The 18331-nt window shown below is 63.9% G+C and carries 16 protein-coding genes; 6 read left to right on the top strand and 10 right to left on the bottom strand.

Going from position 1 to position 18331, the window contains the following annotated elements:
• Window positions 1-2: 2 nt before the first annotated feature.
• Window positions 3-620 carry an outer membrane lipoprotein chaperone LolA gene (lolA, locus tag ACN9M3_RS12540; protein WP_426322788.1) on the bottom strand — a complete coding sequence of 206 codons (618 nt, stop codon included), beginning with the start codon at window positions 618-620 and terminating at the stop codon, window positions 3-5.
• An 8-nt stretch (window positions 621-628) separates the two neighbouring features.
• Window positions 629-3025, bottom strand: a complete 2397-nt coding sequence (locus ACN9M3_RS12535) for a DNA translocase FtsK (RefSeq protein WP_426171134.1) — start codon at window positions 3023-3025, stop codon at window positions 629-631.
• Between the two features lie 179 nt (window positions 3026-3204).
• Here ACN9M3_RS12535 and trxB point away from each other — a divergent pair, with 179 nt between their 5' ends.
• From trxB to ACN9M3_RS12510, 5 genes are all read left to right on the top strand, one after another.
• Window positions 3205-4155, top strand: a complete 951-nt coding sequence (trxB, locus tag ACN9M3_RS12530; protein WP_426171133.1) for a thioredoxin-disulfide reductase — start codon at window positions 3205-3207, stop codon at window positions 4153-4155.
• Entirely contained in the window at window positions 4152-4841 is a 690-nt protein-coding gene (locus tag ACN9M3_RS12525; protein ID WP_426322785.1) for a Smr/MutS family protein, read from the top strand. Before trxB ends, ACN9M3_RS12525 begins: the two co-directional genes overlap by 4 nt.
• 78 nt (window positions 4842-4919) lie before the next feature.
• Window positions 4920-5546, top strand: coding sequence for a trimeric intracellular cation channel family protein (locus ACN9M3_RS12520; protein WP_426171129.1), 627 nt, complete (start codon window positions 4920-4922; stop codon window positions 5544-5546).
• 96 nt (window positions 5547-5642) lie between these two features.
• Window positions 5643-6869 carry a GGDEF domain-containing protein gene (locus tag ACN9M3_RS12515; RefSeq protein WP_426322782.1) on the top strand — a complete coding sequence of 409 codons (1227 nt, stop codon included), beginning with the start codon at window positions 5643-5645 and terminating at the stop codon, window positions 6867-6869.
• Entirely contained in the window at window positions 6866-8071 is a 1206-nt protein-coding gene (locus ACN9M3_RS12510) for a GGDEF domain-containing protein (RefSeq protein ID WP_426322780.1), read from the top strand. The genes ACN9M3_RS12515 and ACN9M3_RS12510 overlap by 4 nt, the downstream gene beginning before the upstream one ends.
• Here ACN9M3_RS12510 and ACN9M3_RS12505 read toward each other — a convergent pair whose 3' ends face one another.
• Window positions 8072-8410 (bottom strand): P-II family nitrogen regulator, encoded by a 339-nt coding sequence (locus ACN9M3_RS12505; protein ID WP_028103924.1) that lies wholly within the window; start codon window positions 8408-8410, stop codon window positions 8072-8074.
• 21 nt (window positions 8411-8431) lie between these two features.
• Entirely contained in the window at window positions 8432-10486 is a 2055-nt protein-coding gene (locus ACN9M3_RS12500; protein WP_426322778.1) for an NAD(+) synthase, read from the bottom strand.
• Between the two features lie 135 nt (window positions 10487-10621).
• Between ACN9M3_RS12500 and ACN9M3_RS12495 the strand changes: the two genes are divergently transcribed.
• Window positions 10622-11743, top strand: coding sequence for a GNAT family N-acetyltransferase (locus ACN9M3_RS12495; protein WP_426322776.1), 1122 nt, complete (start codon window positions 10622-10624; stop codon window positions 11741-11743).
• On the opposite strand, the gene ACN9M3_RS12490 is transcribed toward ACN9M3_RS12495, so the two are convergent.
• The 6 genes from ACN9M3_RS12490 to hemC all read right to left on the bottom strand — a co-directional run bounded on the left by ACN9M3_RS12490 (window position 11740) and on the right by hemC (window position 18237).
• Complete coding sequence (locus tag ACN9M3_RS12490) at window positions 11740-13317, bottom strand: FAD-dependent oxidoreductase (RefSeq protein WP_426322774.1); 1578 nt, start codon at window positions 13315-13317, stop codon at window positions 11740-11742. The genes ACN9M3_RS12495 and ACN9M3_RS12490 overlap by 4 nt on opposite strands.
• Window positions 13318-13394: 77 nt before the next feature.
• Entirely contained in the window at window positions 13395-13934 is a 540-nt protein-coding gene (gene ppa, locus ACN9M3_RS12485) for an inorganic diphosphatase (RefSeq protein WP_426171119.1), read from the bottom strand.
• Window positions 13935-14017: 83 nt separating this feature from the next.
• Window positions 14018-15214 carry a heme biosynthesis protein HemY gene (locus ACN9M3_RS12480; RefSeq protein WP_426322772.1) on the bottom strand — a complete coding sequence of 399 codons (1197 nt, stop codon included), beginning with the start codon at window positions 15212-15214 and terminating at the stop codon, window positions 14018-14020.
• A complete protein-coding gene (locus ACN9M3_RS12475) occupies window positions 15214-16392 on the bottom strand; it encodes a uroporphyrinogen-III C-methyltransferase (protein ID WP_426171117.1) in 1179 nt (392 codons plus the stop codon). Before ACN9M3_RS12475 ends, ACN9M3_RS12480 begins: the two co-directional genes overlap by 1 nt.
• Window positions 16389-17153, bottom strand: coding sequence for a uroporphyrinogen-III synthase (locus ACN9M3_RS12470; protein WP_426171116.1), 765 nt, complete (start codon window positions 17151-17153; stop codon window positions 16389-16391). The genes ACN9M3_RS12475 and ACN9M3_RS12470 overlap by 4 nt, the downstream gene beginning before the upstream one ends.
• Before the next feature lie 100 nt (window positions 17154-17253).
• Entirely contained in the window at window positions 17254-18237 is a 984-nt protein-coding gene (hemC, locus tag ACN9M3_RS12465; protein ID WP_426172183.1) for a hydroxymethylbilane synthase, read from the bottom strand.
• Window positions 18238-18331 lie beyond the last annotated feature (94 nt).

The following is an 18331-nucleotide window of genomic DNA, read 5'->3' as shown; positions in this document are numbered from 1 at the left end:
CCCTAATTGTTGATGACGTCCGCGCCCTTGGGCATGACAAATTTAAAGGACGTTGCATTCAACGCAGGATTTTTTTCAAACTTCTTGAACGACAGGATGGAAGTCTGGCCGAAGCTGTCTTTCAGTTCCATCGCTTCCGGCACGCCGTTTTTCAGGCCGATCTGGATCTGCTCGAAGCTGGCATCCTTGGCTTTGGGCGTGGCTTTCAGCCATTCCAGGCCATCGCGCGAACCCGCCTCGGCCAGGGCAAAGTTCTTTTCCAGGTCGTTGGAGCCGAACAGGATGGCGGCTGGCGAGGAACCCAAAGCGTCGCCCAGCTTGCGCACGGTAACCTGGTTCAGGTCCTTGTCGAAAATATACAACTGCTCGCCGTCGGCCTGCAGCACCTGGTCGTAAGGCTTGGTGTAGGTCCAGATGAACTTGCCCGGGCGGGCAAAGGTGAAGCTGCCGGAGGACAGCTTGTCCTTGCTGCCTTGCGCCACGACCTTTTGCGTGAATTCGCCCCTGGCTGCCTTGGTGCTGGCCACGAAAGACTTGAACTGGTCCAGCGCCGCAGCGCTGGCGGAACCTGCGAACAGCAGGCCGGCGGCCAGGGCCGCCATCAACTTGGTGTACTTCATAACAATCCTTATTCCGCCGATGCGGTAGGTGCGATGATTTCGCGGTTGCCGTTCGACTGCATGGCCGATACAACGCCGCTGTTTTCCATCTGTTCCAACAGGCGTGCCGCCCGGTTGTAGCCGATGCGCAGGTGGCGCTGCACCAGCGAAATCGATGCCTTGCGGTGCTTCAGCACGACCTGCACGGCCTGGTCGTACATCGGATCGGCCTCGCTGTCTCCGCCGCCGCCAGCACCGGCCGCGGCGCCGTCGCCGCCGCCTTCTTCCAGCGTGCCGCCTTCCAGGATGCCCTCGATGTAATTCGGCTCGCCCTGGGCTTTCAGATGCTTCACGACGCGGTGCACTTCATCGTCCGACACGAAAGCGCCGTGCACGCGGATCGGCAAGCCTGTACCCGGCGGCATGTACAGCATGTCGCCCATGCCCAGCAGGGTTTCGGCGCCCATCTGGTCCAGAATGGTGCGCGAGTCGATCTTGGACGATACCTGGAACGCAATGCGCGTCGGGATATTGGCCTTGATCAGGCCCGTGATCACGTCTACAGATGGGCGCTGGGTTGCCAGAATCAAGTGCAGGCCTGCCGCACGCGCTTTCTGCGCGATGCGGGCGATCAGCTCTTCCACCTTCTTGCCGACCACCATCATCAGGTCGGCCAGCTCGTCGATGATGATGACGATGGTTGGCAGTTTTTCCAGCGGTTCCGGCGCGTCCGGCGTGATCGAGAACGGGTTCGGGATCTTCTCTTCGCGTTTCTCGGCCTCGGCAATCTTGGCGTTGTAGCCGGCCAGGTTGCGCACGCCCAGCTTGGACATCAGCTTGTAGCGGCGCTCCATTTCGTTCACCGCCCAGTTCAGGGCGTGGCCGGCCTGGCGCATATCGGTAACGACCGGCGCCAGCAGGTGCGGGATGCCTTCGTACACCGACATTTCCAGCATCTTCGGGTCGATCAGGATCATGCGCACGTCGTGCGGGTCGGCCTTGTACAAGAGCGACAGGATGGTGGCGTTGATACCGACCGACTTGCCGGAACCGGTGGTACCGGCCACCAGCAGGTGCGGCATCTTGGCCAGGTCGGCCACCACCGGCTTGCCGGCGATATCCTTGCCAAGCGCCACGGTCAGCGGCGAGTGGTTGTCGTTATAGACCTTGGAGCCGAGGATTTCGGTCAGGCGCACGATCTGGCGCTTGGGATTCGGCAGCTCCAGCGCCATGTAGTTCTTGCCCGGGATGGTTTCCACCACGCGGATCGAGGTCAGGGACAGCGAACGCGCCAGGTCGCGCGCCAGGTTGACGATCTGGCTGCCCTTCACGCCGGTGGCAGGCTCGATTTCGTAGCGGGTCACGACCGGACCCGGATAGGCGGCTACCACCTTGGCTTCCACGCCAAAGTCGGACAGTTTTTTCTCGATCAGGCGGCTGGTGAATTCCAGCGTTTCCACGGCCACGGTTTCCTGCTGCGGCGGCGCATCGTCCAGCAGCGACAACGGCGGCAGCGTGGTGTTCTCGATTTCCTGGAACAGGGTGCCCTGCTTTTCCTTGATCACGCGCTCGGACTGCACCACCTGGGTGATCTGCGGCTCGATCTTGACGATAGGCGCCGGCGGCGCATCCGGCGGCAAGTCGGCCGGCTTCGGATGCTTCTCCTCGTGCTTGACGCGTTCCTTGACCACTTTTTCTTCGCGCTTGACCACGGCCACGTCGCCCTGGCGGCGATCCTCGCGGTCTTCCATGCGGGCGCGGACCCAGTCGATGCCCATCTCGATGACTTCACCGATCTTCTCGGCCACCGACATCCACGATACGTGGAAGAACAGGCTGAAACCGGTGCCGAACAACAGCAGCAACAGCAGCGTGGCGCCGGTAAAGCCCAGGCCCACGTGCGCGCCGTGTCCGATCAGTTCACCCAGCACGCCGCCCGGAGCGCGCGGCAACTGCACTTTCAGCGTGTAGAGGCGCAGGAACTCCAGGCCCATCGAACCCACCAGCATCAGGCCGAAACCGATCACGCGGATCAGGCCTTCCTGCTTGTGTTCAGGATCTTCGTCCTTCTCCAGCACGAACTTACGGGTCAGGCGGCGATAGCCCTGCCACACCACGCGCAGCATGTAGACGCACCACCACCAGGCTGAGAAGCCGAAGATGAACAGCATCAAATCGGACAGCCAGGCGCCGCCGCGCCCGCCCAGGTTGAACACCGTGGGCACCACATTATTGTGCGACCAGCCTGGATCCAGCCGGTTGTAGCTGGCCAGGATCAGGATGAAATAAACGCAGACGACAAACAGCGCGAAAAAGCGGGCCTCCGACAGCAGTCGCACCAGCCGATTGGGTAAGGGCTGGCGTTCGGTGACATTGCGAGTGTAACCAGAAGAAGTCTCCTGGCTCTTTTGACTCTTCTTACTCATTGCTTGGAGGCAAAAATTCCATAATTGCGCTTATTCTAAGGCATATCAAGGTAAAACGGCCCCACGGTACATGTGAAATGCACGCTTCGCATATAATTTCGGTTTGCTTGGGGCCGGACTTGTCGCATTCCTGTCCGCACCCATATACCAGACACTCCAACTAGGTAAAGAATCCGCATATGACTACTACCAAACACGCCAAAGTCCTGATTCTCGGCTCCGGTCCAGCAGGCTACAGCGCCGCGATTTACGCCGCGCGCGCCAACCTGAATCCGATGCTGGTGACCGGCGTCGAGCAAGGCGGCCAGCTGATGACCACCACCGACGTGGAAAACTGGCCGGCCGACCCGATGGGCGTCCAGGGTCCGGACCTGATGCAGCGCTTCCTGCAGCACGCCGAGCGCTTCAAGACCGAAATCGTGTTTGACCACATCCACACCACCCACCTGAACGAAAAGCCGATCCGCCTGGTGGGCGACAGCAACACCTACACCTGCGACACCCTGATCATCGCCACCGGCGCCTCGGCCCAGTACCTGGGCCTGCCGACCGAGCAGGAATTCATGGGCCGCGGCGTGTCCGCCTGCGCCACCTGCGACGGTTTCTTCTACCGTGGCCAGGAAGTGGCCGTGGTTGGCGGCGGCAACACCGCCGTTGAAGAAGCGCTGTACCTGTCGAACATCGCCACCAAGGTCACCCTGGTGCACCGCCGCGAGAAGTTCCGCGCCGAGCCTATCCTGGTGGACCGCCTGATGGCCAAGGTCGCCGAAGGCAAGATCGAGCTGAAGCTGAACTCCACCCTGCACGAAGTGAAGGGCGACCAGTCCGGCGTCAACGCCATCACCATCAAGCACAATGACGGCGGCTTGTCCGACGTGGCAGTGCACGGCCTGTTCATCGCCATCGGCCACAAGCCGAACACCGGCATTTTCGAAGGCCAGCTGGAAATGAAGGATGGCTATATCAAGACCCGCACCGGCACCGAAGGCATGGCCACCGCCACCTCCGTGCCAGGCGTATTTGCAGCCGGCGACGTGCAAGACCACATCTACCGCCAGGCCATCACTTCCGCCGGCACCGGCTGCATGGCCGCGCTGGACGCGCAACGCTACCTGGAAGCGCAAGAGTGAAAAGCTTCGCCGACCTGAAGGGACTGGGCAAGCAGCTCAAGGAGCAGGAAGAGCAGCGCGCGGCCGAGCAGAAGGAGCGCGCCAGGCAGGAAAAGGCCGCGGCCGCCGCTGCCAACGTGTTCCAGTCCTCCATGGCCGGCGTGCAGAAGATGAAGCCGTCCGACCGCTACGTGCCGCCGCCCGCCAAGGGCCCGGCCGCGGCGGGCCGCCCTGCCCCATCCGGCCCGCGCAAGCCGCAGACGGCCGAGGAGCAGGCGGCGGACGACGCAGCCGTGCTGCGCGAGTCGATGCTGTCGGATATGTTCGACGTCGACCATTACATGGAAGAAGATCCCTCGCTGAACTACAGCGCGCCCGGCATCGGCCCGGACGTGATGAAGAAGATGCGCAAGGGCCATTGGCCGGTACAGGATGAACTGGACCTGCACGGCAAGCGCCGCGACGAGGCGCGCCAGGCGGTGGACGATTTCCTCCTCAAGGCCAAACGCCGCAACTACCGCTGCGTGTGCGTGATCTACGGCCGCGGCTTCGGTTCGCGCGGCGGCGAGCCGGTGCTGAAATCCATGGCCCACTCCTGGCTGGTGCAGACCGACGGCGTAATCGCCTTCTGCCAGGCTCGCGCCGAAGAAGGCGGCGAAGGCGCCATCATGGTGCTGCTGCGCTCCGCCCTCGCGCCCCAGCGCTGACCGGCCTCCTTTCGCCGCGGCGGCGCCACGGCATGCGTGGCTTGCAGGTTCTGCTATCAGGATGCTAATCTGCGCCTCATGAAAATAGTCCCCGCCGTTTCCCTGATCACCATCATTGAGGTCGTAGCAATCCTGGTTGGGGCATTCTCCGGCTTCATCGAAGCGCGCCGCAAGCGCATGGACATTGTCGGCGTGTTCATCGTCGCCTTCATTACCGCCTTCGGCGGCGGTACCGTACGCGACATCCTGCTCGACAAGCGTCCGCTGTTCTGGGTAGCGCACCAGGAATATACGATCCTGCTGTTCGTGGTGGCACTGGTGGCGGCGCCTTTCGTCAAGCATATCCGCCATATCGTTTCCGAACGGCTGATCGTGATAGCCGACGCGGTGGGCCTCGGCCTGTTCGCGGTTGCCAGCGTGGCCCAAGCGCTTGCGGCCGACATGCCGATTTTCGTCGCCGTGATGATGGGCGTGGTAACGGGCATTTTCGGCGGCGTGCTGCGCGACATCATCTGTAACGAGGTGCCGATGGTCTTCCGCGATGGAAAACCGTACGCAATCTGCGCCTTCTTCGGCTGCTGGTTCTATATCGCGCTGCAATATACCCAGGTTTCGGACGACGTCGCCCTGTGGTCCAGTGCCGGCCTGATCACCGTGATGCGCCTGCTGGCCTGGCGCTTTGACCTGAAGATCAGCCGGCCGTAGGGCTATCGCCAACAGACTTTCAATTGGAAAGTTAAAACTTACCATCAAGTAACAACTGATACAATTGCGCAACTTTCTTGATGCGCTTGCCTGTCCGTGTTTACCTTTGATGTCGCTACTGCAACGAGCCTGGTCGGCTTCCTGTCGATCCTGATTGCCTGCGCCTTCCGGGGCTTGCACGGCCGCTCCCTGGCGGGCACGCCCGGCGGCCAGTGGGCCTTGTCCGCCCTGGCCGGCGGTGCCGCAGCGCTGCTTGTTGCCAATTCCGCCACACTCCCCGGCTACATTGGAACCGTCGCCGACAACGCCTTGTCCGTCGTCAGCCTGGTGTTCATTCATCGCGGCACGGCAATGCTGGTCGGCGCACGCTACAGCGACCGTTATTACGCCCTGTGCGTCGGTGCGGCCGCCGCAGCTTTCGCCTGGTTCAGTTACGGCCAGCCGAGCGTGCAGGCCCGGATCGGGCTGGTGTCTGCCTGCCGCGCCGCCTTTTACTGCGCGACCTTGCTGATGCTGGTCAGGCGGCCCGGCCTGCCGGCCGGCACCCGCTACCTGGTCGACATCCTGGCGCTGGCCACCATCTGGAGCGTGGTGCGTCTAGGCACTGCCCTCCTTTCAGGCGAGCACGTCGACAATTTTCTGGACGGCGGCTCCTCGTTTGCAGTCATGGTCTCGGTGGGCGGCATCCTGCATCTGCTGGTGAACGCCTTCCAGTTCCGGCTGGAGAGCGAAAAGATCCGCGACGAGCTTGCGGCCCACGCCGGCCGCCTGCAGGACAAGCGCAACAAACTGAAGGCCGTGGTCGCCGAACGCACCGCGGAACTGACCCGGCAAGCGACCACCGACAGCATGACCGGCATCGCCAATCGCCGTCACTTCATGGAGCGCGGCAACGACGAAATCGAACGGGCCCGCCGCTACCACCTGCCGCTCACGCTGCTGTTGCTCGATATCGACCACTTCAAGCAGATTAACGACCGCTTCGGTCATGCGGCAGGCGACAAGCTGCTGCAAGTAATTGCCCAGGCCTGCCAGTCCAATGCCCGCAACGTCGACCTGCCCGGCCGCCTCGGCGGCGAAGAATTTGCCTTGCTGATGCCTGAAACCAGCGCCATTGCGGCCCGGCTTGCGGCCGAGCGCCTGCGGCGTGCCATCAGCGCCATCCCGCCCGCGCTGTCCGGCGTGCCGCACCAGGTTACTGCCAGCTTTGGCATCGCCGCACTCAAGTCGCATGATGCCTCGATGGACAGCCTGGTGGTTCGCGCCGACGCTGCCCTGTATCGCGCCAAGAACGGCGGCCGCAACCGGGTGGAGGCAGTTTGAATACCCTGCGCATCGGAACTTGCCAACTGACCCTCGGCATTGCCTGCCTGGCACTCGGCATAGCCTTCATCGGCCTGCACGCGGTACGCGATGGCCGTTCCGCCGGGTCCAACTGGAGCCTGGCGGCGATCTGCCAGGGCCTGGCATGGATACTGGCCGGCATGCGCGGCGACTTGCCTGTGGCGCTGACGGTGGTGCTGCCCAATGTGCTGGCCGCCGCCAACGCCATGCTGCTGCTGCGCGGCGCCGTGCGCTATATGCCTGCCCCGCCGCCATGCCTGCTCAAGCCCCAGCCTTGGCTCGCATTCCTGCTGGCGGCCGCCGTCCTTTGCGCCTCGACCGGCCATGCAAGCGACCACGCGCGCCTGGTTCTCGCGGCGGCGATACGCATTCCATTGCTGCTGGCAGCCATCGCGCTCCTTTCGCGTCATGCGCCGCGCAATGGCCGCGCCATGCTGTGCGCGCTGTTTGGCATCGACACTGCATGGCAGCTGTTTGCCGCCCTGGCCGTCCAGGGCGGAGACGTCGTTGCCGGCGAGCTGTTGCGCGGGGCCCTGGCCATCCTCGTTATCGCAGCCCAGTTCCGCATCGAGAGCGACAATGCACGCGCTTCGCTCGAGGCCCTGGCCGCAGCGCTGGAAATGGAAAGCCTGCAACTGGAAAAAACGATCGAGGACCGCAACCGTGAACTGCACGAGATCGCGACCACCGATTTCCTGACCGGCATCGCCAACCGGCGCCAGTTCATGGCGCGCACGGAAATGGAAATCGAACGCTCGCGGCGCTATGGGCACAAGCTCTCGCTGCTGATGATCGACATCGATCACTTCAAGGCAATCAACGACAGCTTTGGCCACCCCACCGGCGACCAGGCGATCATCGCCATCGGACACCATTGCGCCACCGCCTGCAGGCGCAGCGACCTGGCGGCCCGCCTGGGCGGCGAGGAATTTGCAATCGTGCTCCCATCGACAGGAATCAGCGAAGCGCAGATCGTGGCGGAGCGCCTGCTCACCGGCACCAGGGCGCTGCAGCTTATGCATGAGGGCCGGGCCGTGCCGCTCAAGCTGAGCATCGGCATTGCCTGCCTGGAGGCGGGAGACAGCGGGCCGGACACGCTGCTGGCGCGTGCCGACCAGGCTTTGTACGCGGCCAAGCACGCAGGCCGCGATTGCGTGCAGGTCGCTAGATCTGCGGCCTGATCAAACCGCGTCAGCGCCGGTTTCGCCGGTACGGATGCGTATCACCTGCTCGATGTTCTGCACGAAGATCTTGCCGTCGCCGATCTTGCCGGTGCGGGCCGCCTTGATGATCGCATCGACAGCGGTATCGACCACGCTGTCGTCCACCACCACTTCCACTTTCACCTTCGGCAGGAAATCGACCACGTATTCCGCGCCGCGATACAGCTCGGTGTGGCCCTTCTGGCGGCCAAAGCCTTTTACCTCGGTCACGGTCAGGCCGGTCACGTTCACTTCGGCCAGCGATTCGCGTACCTCGTCCAGCTTGAATGGCTTGATGATGGCGGTAATTTGCTTCATTGCGTTCTCCTTATAGTGGTTTTAAGCGTCAGGCACGGTCTTCAGGTTTTCCAGCCAGGCGGCAGCCTCCGAGTCGCTTGGCGCGCGCCAGTCGCCGCGCGGCGACAGCGAGCCGCCCGATCCGACTTTCGGCGCGTTCGGCACGCAGGTGCGCTTGAACTGGGAGGTCTGGAAGAAGCGCTTGAGGAAGATGCCCAGGTTGTGTTTGATGTCTTTCAATTCGTACTGGTTGCGCACCACGTGCTCGTCTTCCGGCCACAGTCCGGCATCGCGGTCGCGCCACGCGTGGTAAGCCAGGAAGGCTACCTTGGCCGGCGAAAAACCGAAGCGCAGCGTGTAGTACAGGTTGAAGTCCTGCAGCTCGTAGGGGCCGATCACGTTCTGCGTGATCTGCGCCGGTGCTTCGTCGTCGGCCTTGCCAGGCACCAGCTCCGGACTGATTTCGGTATTCACCACTGCCAGCAGCACGCTTGAATTGACATCGCCGAACTGCTTGCTCTCGGCCACCCAGCGCACCAGGTGGGTGATCAGGGTCTTGGGCACGCTGGCATTCACGTTGTAGTGCGACATATGGTCGCCCACGCCGTAGGTGCACCAGCCCAGCGCCAGCTCGCTCAGGTCGCCGGTGCCGATCACGATGCCGTTATGGTGATTCGCCATGCGGAACAAGTGGTTGGTGCGTTCGCCGGCCTGCACGTTCTCGAAGGTGATGTCGTATTGTTCCTTGCCCTCGCTGTACGGGTGGCCCAGGTCCTTCAGCATCTGGATGCAGCTTGGCCGAATGTCGACTTCCATCGCAGTGCAGCCGACGAACTGCATCAGCGCCCTCGCCTGGTCCAGCGTGCGGCTGCTGGTGGCAAAGCCCGGCATCGTGGCCGCGATGATACTGGTGCGCGGCAGGCCGAGGTGGTCCATGGCCTTGGCGCAGACCAGCAGCGCGTGGGTTGAATCCAGGCCGCCCGACACGCCGATCACCACCTTCCTGATGCCGGACGAGGACAGGCGCTGCACCAGCGCGCTGACCTGGATATGATAGACCTCGTTGCAACGCTTGTCGCGCAGTTGCGGGTTGGACGGCACGTAAGGGAAGCGCGCCACGTTGCGCTCCAGCGGCAGCACGCGCTGCGACGGCAGCTCGACCGGAAAGCGCGCGATGCGGAACTGCGCCACTTCGACCTTATGGCGGCGGGTCGAATGGCCGAACGTGGTGGTGCGCATGCGTTCGCGCGACAGGCGCTCCAGGTCGACGTCGGCAAAGATGATGTGCGATTCTTCGGCGAAGCGCTCGGACTCGGCCAGCATTTCGCCGTTCTCGCAGATCAGCGCCTGGCCATCCCAGGCCAGGTCGGTGGTCGACTCGCCGCGGCCTGCCGAAGAATACAGGTAAGCCGCAATGCAGCGCGCCGACTGCTGGCCGACCAGCTGGCGGCGGTAATCGGCCTTGCCGACGAGGATATTGGAAGCGGACAGGTTGACCAGCACGGTCGTCCCGGCCAATGCGGCAAAGGACGACGGCGGAATCGGGACCCAGACGTCCTCGCAGATCTCGATATGGAATTTGAACAGCGGCAGGTTTTCGAGCTCGAACAGCTGGTTGGCGCCGAAAGGCACCTGCTGGCCGAGCAGCGAGATTTCGGTGGAAATCGCCTCATCGGCCGCGCTGAACTGGCGCGCCTCGTAGAATTCGCCGTAATTCGGCAAATAGGATTTCGGCACCACGCCGCGAATCACGCCGCCCGACACCACGACCGCGCAATTGAACAGCTGATGGTCCACGCGCAGCGGCGCGCCCACGACCATCGCCGTCGGAATGCGGCTCGAAGCCTCGACCACGGAAGCCAGCGCCTGCAGAGCCCCGTCCAGCAACGCGCGCTGGTGGAACAAATCATCGCAAGAGTAGGCAGACAGGCCCAGCTCCGGGAAAGCCACGAGGACCGCGCCCTTCGCCGCCGCCTCCTCCGCCAAGGCGATTGTTTGGGCCGCATTGAACTGCGGATCGGCCACCCGGCAGCGCGGCACGCCAACCGCCACCCGGGCAAAGTCATGGTTGTACAAGTTGTGGAAGGAATGCGGCATATCTCGGCAAGGCAAAGGTGATGGCGAAGATTTTAACATTGCCCCCGCCCCAGCGTACGGCCGAGCCCGTGTCACACTTGGGGTGTGACCCCATGGTGTGACACGGGCTCGGCCGTTATTCGCTAGAATGGCCCGATGGAATACCGTACCAGCGTCCTTTCTTCCCTTGCCGATGTCGATCCAGCCGAATGGGACCGGCTGGCGGCGGGCAATCCCTTCCTGTCGCACGCCTTCCTGCATGCCCTGCATGAATCGGGCAGCGCGTGCGCTGATACGGGATGGCAGCCGCAGTTCCTGGCCGTCTGGCAGGGCGGCAGCCTGGCCGCTGCCATGCCGCTCTACGTCAAATCCCACTCCTACGGCGAGTATGTTTTTGACTGGGCCTGGGCCGACGCCTACCACCGCAACGGCATCGAGTATTACCCGAAGCTGCTCTCCGCCATCCCGTTTACGCCCGTTACCGGCCCGCGCCTGATGGCGCGCAACGCAGCGGCGCGAAGCGCCTTGTTGGCCTTCCTTTGCGAGCAACAAGGCGCCGCCGGCATGTCCTCGACCCACGTCCTCTACCCGACGGAGGAGGAAGCGGAACACTTGCGCCAGGCGGGATTCATGCTGCGCACCGGCGTGCAGTTCCACTGGCTGAACCAGGACTACCAGCACTTCGACCAGTTCCTGGACACGCTGGAACACAAAAAACGCAAGAACATCCGCGCCGAGCGCCGCAAGGTCAGGGAGGCCGGCATCGCCATGCGCCAGCTGCGCGGGCAGGAAACCACCGAACAAGACTGGCGCTTCTTCCACCGCTGCTACAGCAACACCTACGCCGAGCACCGCTCCTCGCCCTACCTGAACCTCGATTTCTGGCTGCGCCTGGCCCGCGCCATGCCGCAAAACCTGCTGCTGGTGCTCGCCGAGCGCGATGGCCAGCCGCTCGCCTCATCCCTGGTCGTCTACACCGACGACACGCTCTATGGCCGCTATTGGGGCACGATGGAACACATCCCCTGCCTGCATTTCGAAACCGCCTACTACCAGCCGCTCGAATTCTGCATCGCCAACGGCATCAGGACCTTCGAAGGCGGCGCGCAGGGCGAGCACAAGATGGCGCGCGGCTTCCTGCCGCAGAAAACCTACTCTGCCCACTGGCTGGCCCACCCCGCTTTCAGCGACGCGGTGGAGCGCTTCCTGGAGCGCGAGGCAGGCGGTATCGATGCCTACCTCGATGAACTGAACGAGCACACGCCTTTCCGGCGCTAGCGCGGCGCGCGGTGGCTGCTGCCGTGCTGGCCGGGCACAGGCTGGATGCCGGCTTCGTCATCGTCCAGTTCTTCCGCCGCCAGCGCCGTGTTGGCCGGCCCGTGCAGCACCGCCCCCTCGGCTGAAAAGCGCGAACCGTGGCAAGGGCAATCCCAGGACCTCTCGGCCGGGTTCCAGCTCACTGCACAACCCAAGTGGGTACAGGCGGCCGACATGGCATGCAGCCCACCATCATCGTCGCGATAGACCGCCAGTTTCCTGGCGCCGCGATTCAGGATGGCGCCCTGCCCCGGTGCAATTTCCACCGCCGACTCAGCGTCGCCGCCGCGCAGCCAGTCGCCATACTGCGCCAGCGTATTCACCTGCTCCTGCATGAATTCCTTCATGCCGTGGAAAGGCTTGCGCGCCGGGTCATACAGTTCGGTCCAGGGATTTTCCCGCCCGGCCACAAGGTCGCGCACGATCATCGCCCCAAGCGTGCTGTTGGTCATGCCGGTGCCCGAGTCGCCGCTGATCACGTACACCTGGCTGTCGTCGGCCGGATTGCGGCCCAGGAAGGGCAAGCCGTCTGCTGGCTCCATGACTTCCCCGGACCAGCGCAGGGTTACCGCGCCTGCCATCGGGAAGTGCTGCCGCGTCCATGCTTCGAGCTGCTCATGCCGGTGGCGCGGGTCGCCGTCCTGCCCGACCTTATGATCGCAGCCGCCGACAATCAGCACGTCGTGGCCCGGGCTGGCCCCGCCCGATTCCAGCCGGACGTAGTAGTAAGGGTCGCCACTGTCCCATAGCAGCATGCGCGGCAAGGACCCGCGCGGCACCTCGACCCCGATCACGTAGGTACGGTAGCCATTCTGCTTGGTATGCAATACGACGCGGTTGTTGAACGGGGTGTTGGTGGCCACCACCACGGCGTTTGCCACCACGCGCCCGCCGGCCGTGTTCACGTGCAGCTTGTCGCCAACCCGGTCGATGCCGGTGGCGCGGCTGCCGCAGAAAATGCGTCCATCGCGGCGGCGGATGCAGTCGGCAAGCCCGTCCAGGTATTTCAGCGGATGAAATTGCGCCAGCCGGGCGTAACGCACGCAGCTGCCGCTTTCAAACGGCAGGCCAGGCACCTGGGGCAGCAGCTCGGCCTCCAGGCCGGCGCGCGTTGCAGCTTCGCACTCGCGCCGGATTTCATTGGGGTCGCCAGTTGCGGAGTACAGGTAGCCGTCGAGCCGCTCGAATTCGCAGTCCAGTCCTTCGCTGCCCACGATGGACGCCACCTGTTCGATGGCCGCCATCTGGCCTGCGGCAACCAGCCTCGCGTTGACTGAGCCGAAATTTTGCTCGATGCAGTGATACCACTCGTCCGGCGGCATCAGGTGGGCGGTGGTGCGGCCGGTTTCGCCGCTGCCGAGCTGCCGCGCCTCCAGCAGCACCACCCGCCGCCCTTCCAGCGACAACAGGTAGGCGGTGGTGAGGCCGGCAATGCCACCTCCAATGATGCAGGCATCGGCCTGCAGTTCGCCGCTCAGTTCCGGCATCGCGGCGACGGGGGCGGTCTTCGCCCAGATCGACAATGATCCTTCCATGTTGCGTCCTCCCTGCAAGGGTGCACGCAACGACTATACAAAAAAAGCGCCCCGCGGGGCGCTTTCTTCGATCAGGCTTATTTGCCTTCCTGCTTGGCGGCTTGTGCAACGCCGTGCATGATTTCCTTCTTGGCTTCTTCAGGACCGTACCAGCCCTCAACCTTGACCCACTTGCCTGGCTCCAGGTCTTTGTAGTGCTCGAAGAAGTGCTGGATCTGCTGCAGGCGCAGGTCCTGCAGGTCTTCAGGCTTCTGCCAGTGCTTGTAGATCGGCAGGATCTTGTCGACCGGAACGGCCAGCACTTTCGCGTCTTCGCCGGATTCGTCGGTCATCTTCAGCACGCCGATAGCGCGGCAACGTACCACCACGCCAGGGATCAGCGGGAACGGGGTGATCACCAGCACGTCGACCGGGTCGCCGTCGTTGGACAGGGTGTTAGGGATGTAGCCGTAGTTGCACGGATAGTGCATGGCGGTGCCCATGAAACGGTCGACGAAGATGGCGCCGGATTCCTTGTCCACTTCGTACTTGATCGGATCCGCGTTCATCGGAATCTCGATAATCACGTTGAAATCGTTCGGCAGGTCTTTGCCGGCCGGTACTTTGTTCAGGCTCATGTTTTCCTCGGATTAATGCATTTTTGGACAGTCTAACCTTGCAATTATAGCGAACTGCGCGCCGCTTGTGCGGCGCAGCAGTCTCACAAAATAGTTGCCAAGGCGCACTGGCGATAGTGGTTCGCCGCTTCTTCGGGCTGGGACAGCGCTTCGTGCAACTGCGCCAGCTTGAGGTGGGACTCGCGTACCATGCGCGATTCGGAGGCATCGGACAGGGCCTGCTCCAGGTAGCGCTGGGCCTTGCCCCACAGTTTCTGCTTCAGGCACAGGGAGCCGAGGGTCAGCGCCAGCTCGGCATCGTTGGGGCGCTCGCGCACCCAGCCTTCGCAGTGTTCGATCTGCACCAGCAGCGCAGCGGAACCAACCGGCGCCGCGGCGTCGCGGTAGGCGCGCAGCACGCGCTCGTCCCAGTTGGCGGCCAGCGATTCTTCGCACACCACGCGCGCTTCGTCATGCAGGCCGCGCGCATTCAGGGCGGTGGCTGCACGGCAGGCGACGTAGGGCTTCAAGCGATCGGCGTTCGGGATGGTGCTCCAGACGCGCTGCAGCGATTCCGCATCGTGCGAGTTATCGGACAGCAGGTCGTCATATGCCAGTTCGCGCAGGCGCGCCGACAGGGCCGGATGCAGGGCCTTGTGCTTGTCCAGCAGGCGCACCAGGCGCAGCACTTCGGGCCAGTTCTTGGCTTGCTGCTCGGCCTTCAGCGACCATTGCAGGGCATGGATATGGCGGGTGCCGCTGGCATTCAGTTCGCGCACGGCTTCCAGCGCCGCTTCCGGCTGGTGGTCGTCGACCAGCAGTTCGGTCACGGTCATCAGGCGCGCGGTTTTCATGCCGTTGTCGCTGGCGATGCGGGCCAGCCACTGGTCGCGGCGGGCTTGCTGGCGCATGCGGTGCGCGGCGCGGGCGCCGATCAGGGCAGCCACGCCGGCGTTTTCCGGCAATTCAGCAGCGCGCAGCGCGGCCTTTTCGGCATGGCCGAAGCGGCCTTCGAACAGGGCTTTCAGTGCGTCGCGCAGGCCCTTGTTGCCGTCGCGTTCACGCTTGTTCTGGCGGTAGGCAGCCACCTTGCGCGGCATGTCGACGGTGGCGTTGAAGGCGCGCACCAGGAAATGCACCAGCAGGAAAGCTGCAACCAGCAGCACCATGAAGAAGTTGAGCGACAGGTCCACGCGGTACGGCGGGTAGAACAGCACCACATTGCCGGGATTGAAGCGCGCCGTCACGGCGATACCGATGGCCGCAGCCATCATTACAACGAGCCAGATAAAGAGACGCATTATGGCTTCGCCTTGTAGTTGCGCACCGCGTTCAGGCTATCGGCCAGCGTCGGCATTTCGATCTGCAGGTTGCTGCCCTGCAGTTGGCGCAGGAGCTGCTGCGCAGTCTTGGTCTGGGCGGTCTTGGTGTCGAAGTAGCGCGCCAGCACTTCTTGCGCGGCCAGCAGGTCGGCGCGGAAGGCGGCTTCGTTACGGGACAGCAGGGCCATGCGCGCGTTCAGCAGGCGCAGTTTCAGGTTCTCGCGCAGGAAATAGGCTTCTTCCGGCGCCAGCATGATGGCGTCCGGTGTTTCGACGCGGCGCACGCGGATCAGGGTCGACACTTCCGACCACATGTCGCTGCTCCAGTCCTGCCACACGGTCTTCAGGCGGTTGCCCCAGCTATCTTCATCTTCTGCCGGTGCGGAAGCAGCTTCCTTGCCGGCTGCGCCCTTCCCTTTGGCCTTGGCCGGCGCTGGGGTGTGCGGCTTGCGCTCCGCAGGCGCCGGCGGCGTTGGCTTGGCGTCCGACAGCATCGGCAGGCCGTCGACCTGGGCGATGACGTTATCCAGGCGCACGGCCAGGCCGACGTTATCGACGTTCGGCAGCGCCTTCAGGCGTTCGATGTCCTTGGCGATGGCGCGGCGGATGGTGATGAATTGCGGCTTGTCGGAACGGGACAGGCTGCGGTCGGCATTTTGCAGCGCGATCAGCGCGCCTGGCACGTTGCCGGCCAATTGCAGCTGCTGGCTGGCAGTGGACAGCACTTGCTCGATTTCAGCCAGCGCCCACTCGTCGCGGTTTTTCGACATGTCCTGGTAAAGCTGTTCCAGCGCGAGCTGCTGCGCCTGCGCTTCCTGCTGGCGGTTTTCCAGCACCCCTACCTTGAGCTGGATTTCCTTGGTCGTCTCCTGGACGTTCTTCGCCAGCTGGCTGGTCTGGCCATTCAGCGAGTCGCCCTGCTGCAGGCGGCGCGCCATCTCTTCACGCAGGCGGAACACCTGGTTCTTCGAGTAGAAGGCTTGCGCTGCCAGCAGGATACCGAGCACCACTACGGCAATGGTCAGCGGCTGGCGCAAGGCATCGCGCTCCTGTGCCGGCGGGGTCGCGGGCGCAGCCTGGGCGGTGTTGGGAGTGTCGACGGCCGGCGCAGTTGGCGTCGTTGGCAAGTTGTCAGTTTGGTTAGGCAAATCGTTCATGGACGTGATTGTAACGCGGCGAGTACCCGTTCGTCGCCTGATCCTGTGAGAGTCACATTCGGGAAGCCCAAATCTCTTGCCGTTTCGGCAATGCGGGGATGGGGGACGATCAGGCGATGATGTTGCAAAGATGCAACGATTGTCAACTTGTTTAATTCCTTTAGCAGCCCGACAAGGCCGCGCAAGGCTTCGGAACTGGTGATGATCCAGTCGGCTGGCGTGGCGGCCAGTTCTGTCAATCGCCCGGCCAGTGCTGGCGTCAGCTGCGGCACGGCGCGCCTGTAGGCCGGCAGCACGGTGACCTCGGCGCCGGCTGCGCGGAAGGAATCGGCCATCAGTTCGCGGCCGGATTCGCCGCGCACGATCAGGACCCTGGCGCCGCGCAGGGCTGGCAGGTCGAGGGCTTGCAGCAGGTGCTCGGTGTCGCTGTGGGCTGGGTCGGCGGGGCTGGAGATCTGGCTGGCGGGGACACCTTGGGCGATCAGCGCCAGGCGGCTGGCCTCGCCCACTACTGCGGCTTGCAGGCCTGGCGGCCATGCGGGGATGTGGGCGAAGGCCGCGTCAATGGCGTTCGGGGACACGAAGGTCACCAGCTGGTAGCTCGCCAGGCTGGCCAGGGCGTCCTGCAATGGCGTTTGGTCTGGCAGCGGGCTGATTTCCAGCAGCGGCAGCACTTCGACCTCGCGGCCGAGGGCGCGGATGCGGCTGGCCAGGGGCTCGGCCTGGGCTATCGGGCGGGTGAGTATGACTGGGCGTGGCATTTAAACCCGGTAAATCTGGGTCAGACGGGACGGCCATCCGGCAAGGGGCTGTCCCTGGTTTGCTGGGCTCGCGGGATCGGCGGACATCCGGGCGGCGCTTTTATACCGATGGGGCGGCGTTGGGGTTCATGGCGTCGGCTTGCTCGGCGGCGCAGACGGCGAGGATGGCTTCGGCGTCCTGTGCGCGCAGTTGTTCCGCAACCTGGGCGCCAAGCGATTCGGCATCGGCGGCGGCGCCATTGATCTCGGCGCGGGCGACGCGGGTGCCGTCCGGCGTAGCGACCATGGCGCGCAGGTGCATCTGGCCGCCATCAACGGTGGCGAAGGCTGCCAACGGTACCTGGCAGGAGCCGCCGAACACTTTCGACACCTTGCGTTCCGCCGTCACGGCCTGCGCGGTCGGCAGGTCGTTCAGCGGCGCCAGGATGGCTTTCAGGTCCAGGCCATCGTTACGCTCGGCGATTTCGATTGCCATCGCGCCCTGCCCTGCGGCCGGCAGCGAATCTTCCGGCGCCAGCAGCGATTTGATGCGCTGCGGCAGGCCGAGGCGTTTCAGGCCGGCGGCGGCCAGGATGATGGCCGCGTAATCGCCGCGATCGAGCTTGCCCAGGCGGGTATCCAGGTTGCCGCGCAAAGGCTTGATCACCAGGTGCGGGTAACGCGCCGAAATCAGGGCCTGGCGGCGCAGGCTGCTGGTGCCGACAATGGCGCCGGCAGGCAGTTCGGCCAGCGAGGAATAGTCGTTCGAAACGAAGGCGTCGCGCGGATCTTCGCGCTCCAGCACCGCCGCCAGCGCGAAGCCTTCCGGCAGTTCCATCGGCACATCCTTCAGCGAATGGACGGCCAGGTCGGCACGGCCTTCTTCCATCGCCACTTCCAGCTCCTTCACGAACAGCCCCTTGCCGCCCACCTTGGACAGGGCGCGATCGAGGATCTGGTCGCCGCGGGTTGTCATGCCCAGGATCTCAATGCTGCACTGCGGATATAATTGAGACAAGCGAGCGCGGACGTGTTCGGCCTGCCACATGGCAAGGCGGCTCTCGCGCGAAGCGATCACCAATTTGGAAGGGAGCTGTTGGGCCATTTCAGGAGTATTCAAGACCAGTTCTTTCGCTGTTGCTAGCGCCAAACCGGCGTTCACCAGTTTATTGCGCATGATTGGGACCACAAATTCTAGC

The organism is Pseudoduganella sp. R-43 (genome assembly GCF_049913255.1).
Lineage (GTDB): Bacteria > Pseudomonadota > Gammaproteobacteria > Burkholderiales > Burkholderiaceae_D > Rugamonas.
This window is presented reverse-complemented; position numbering and strand designations above follow the sequence as displayed.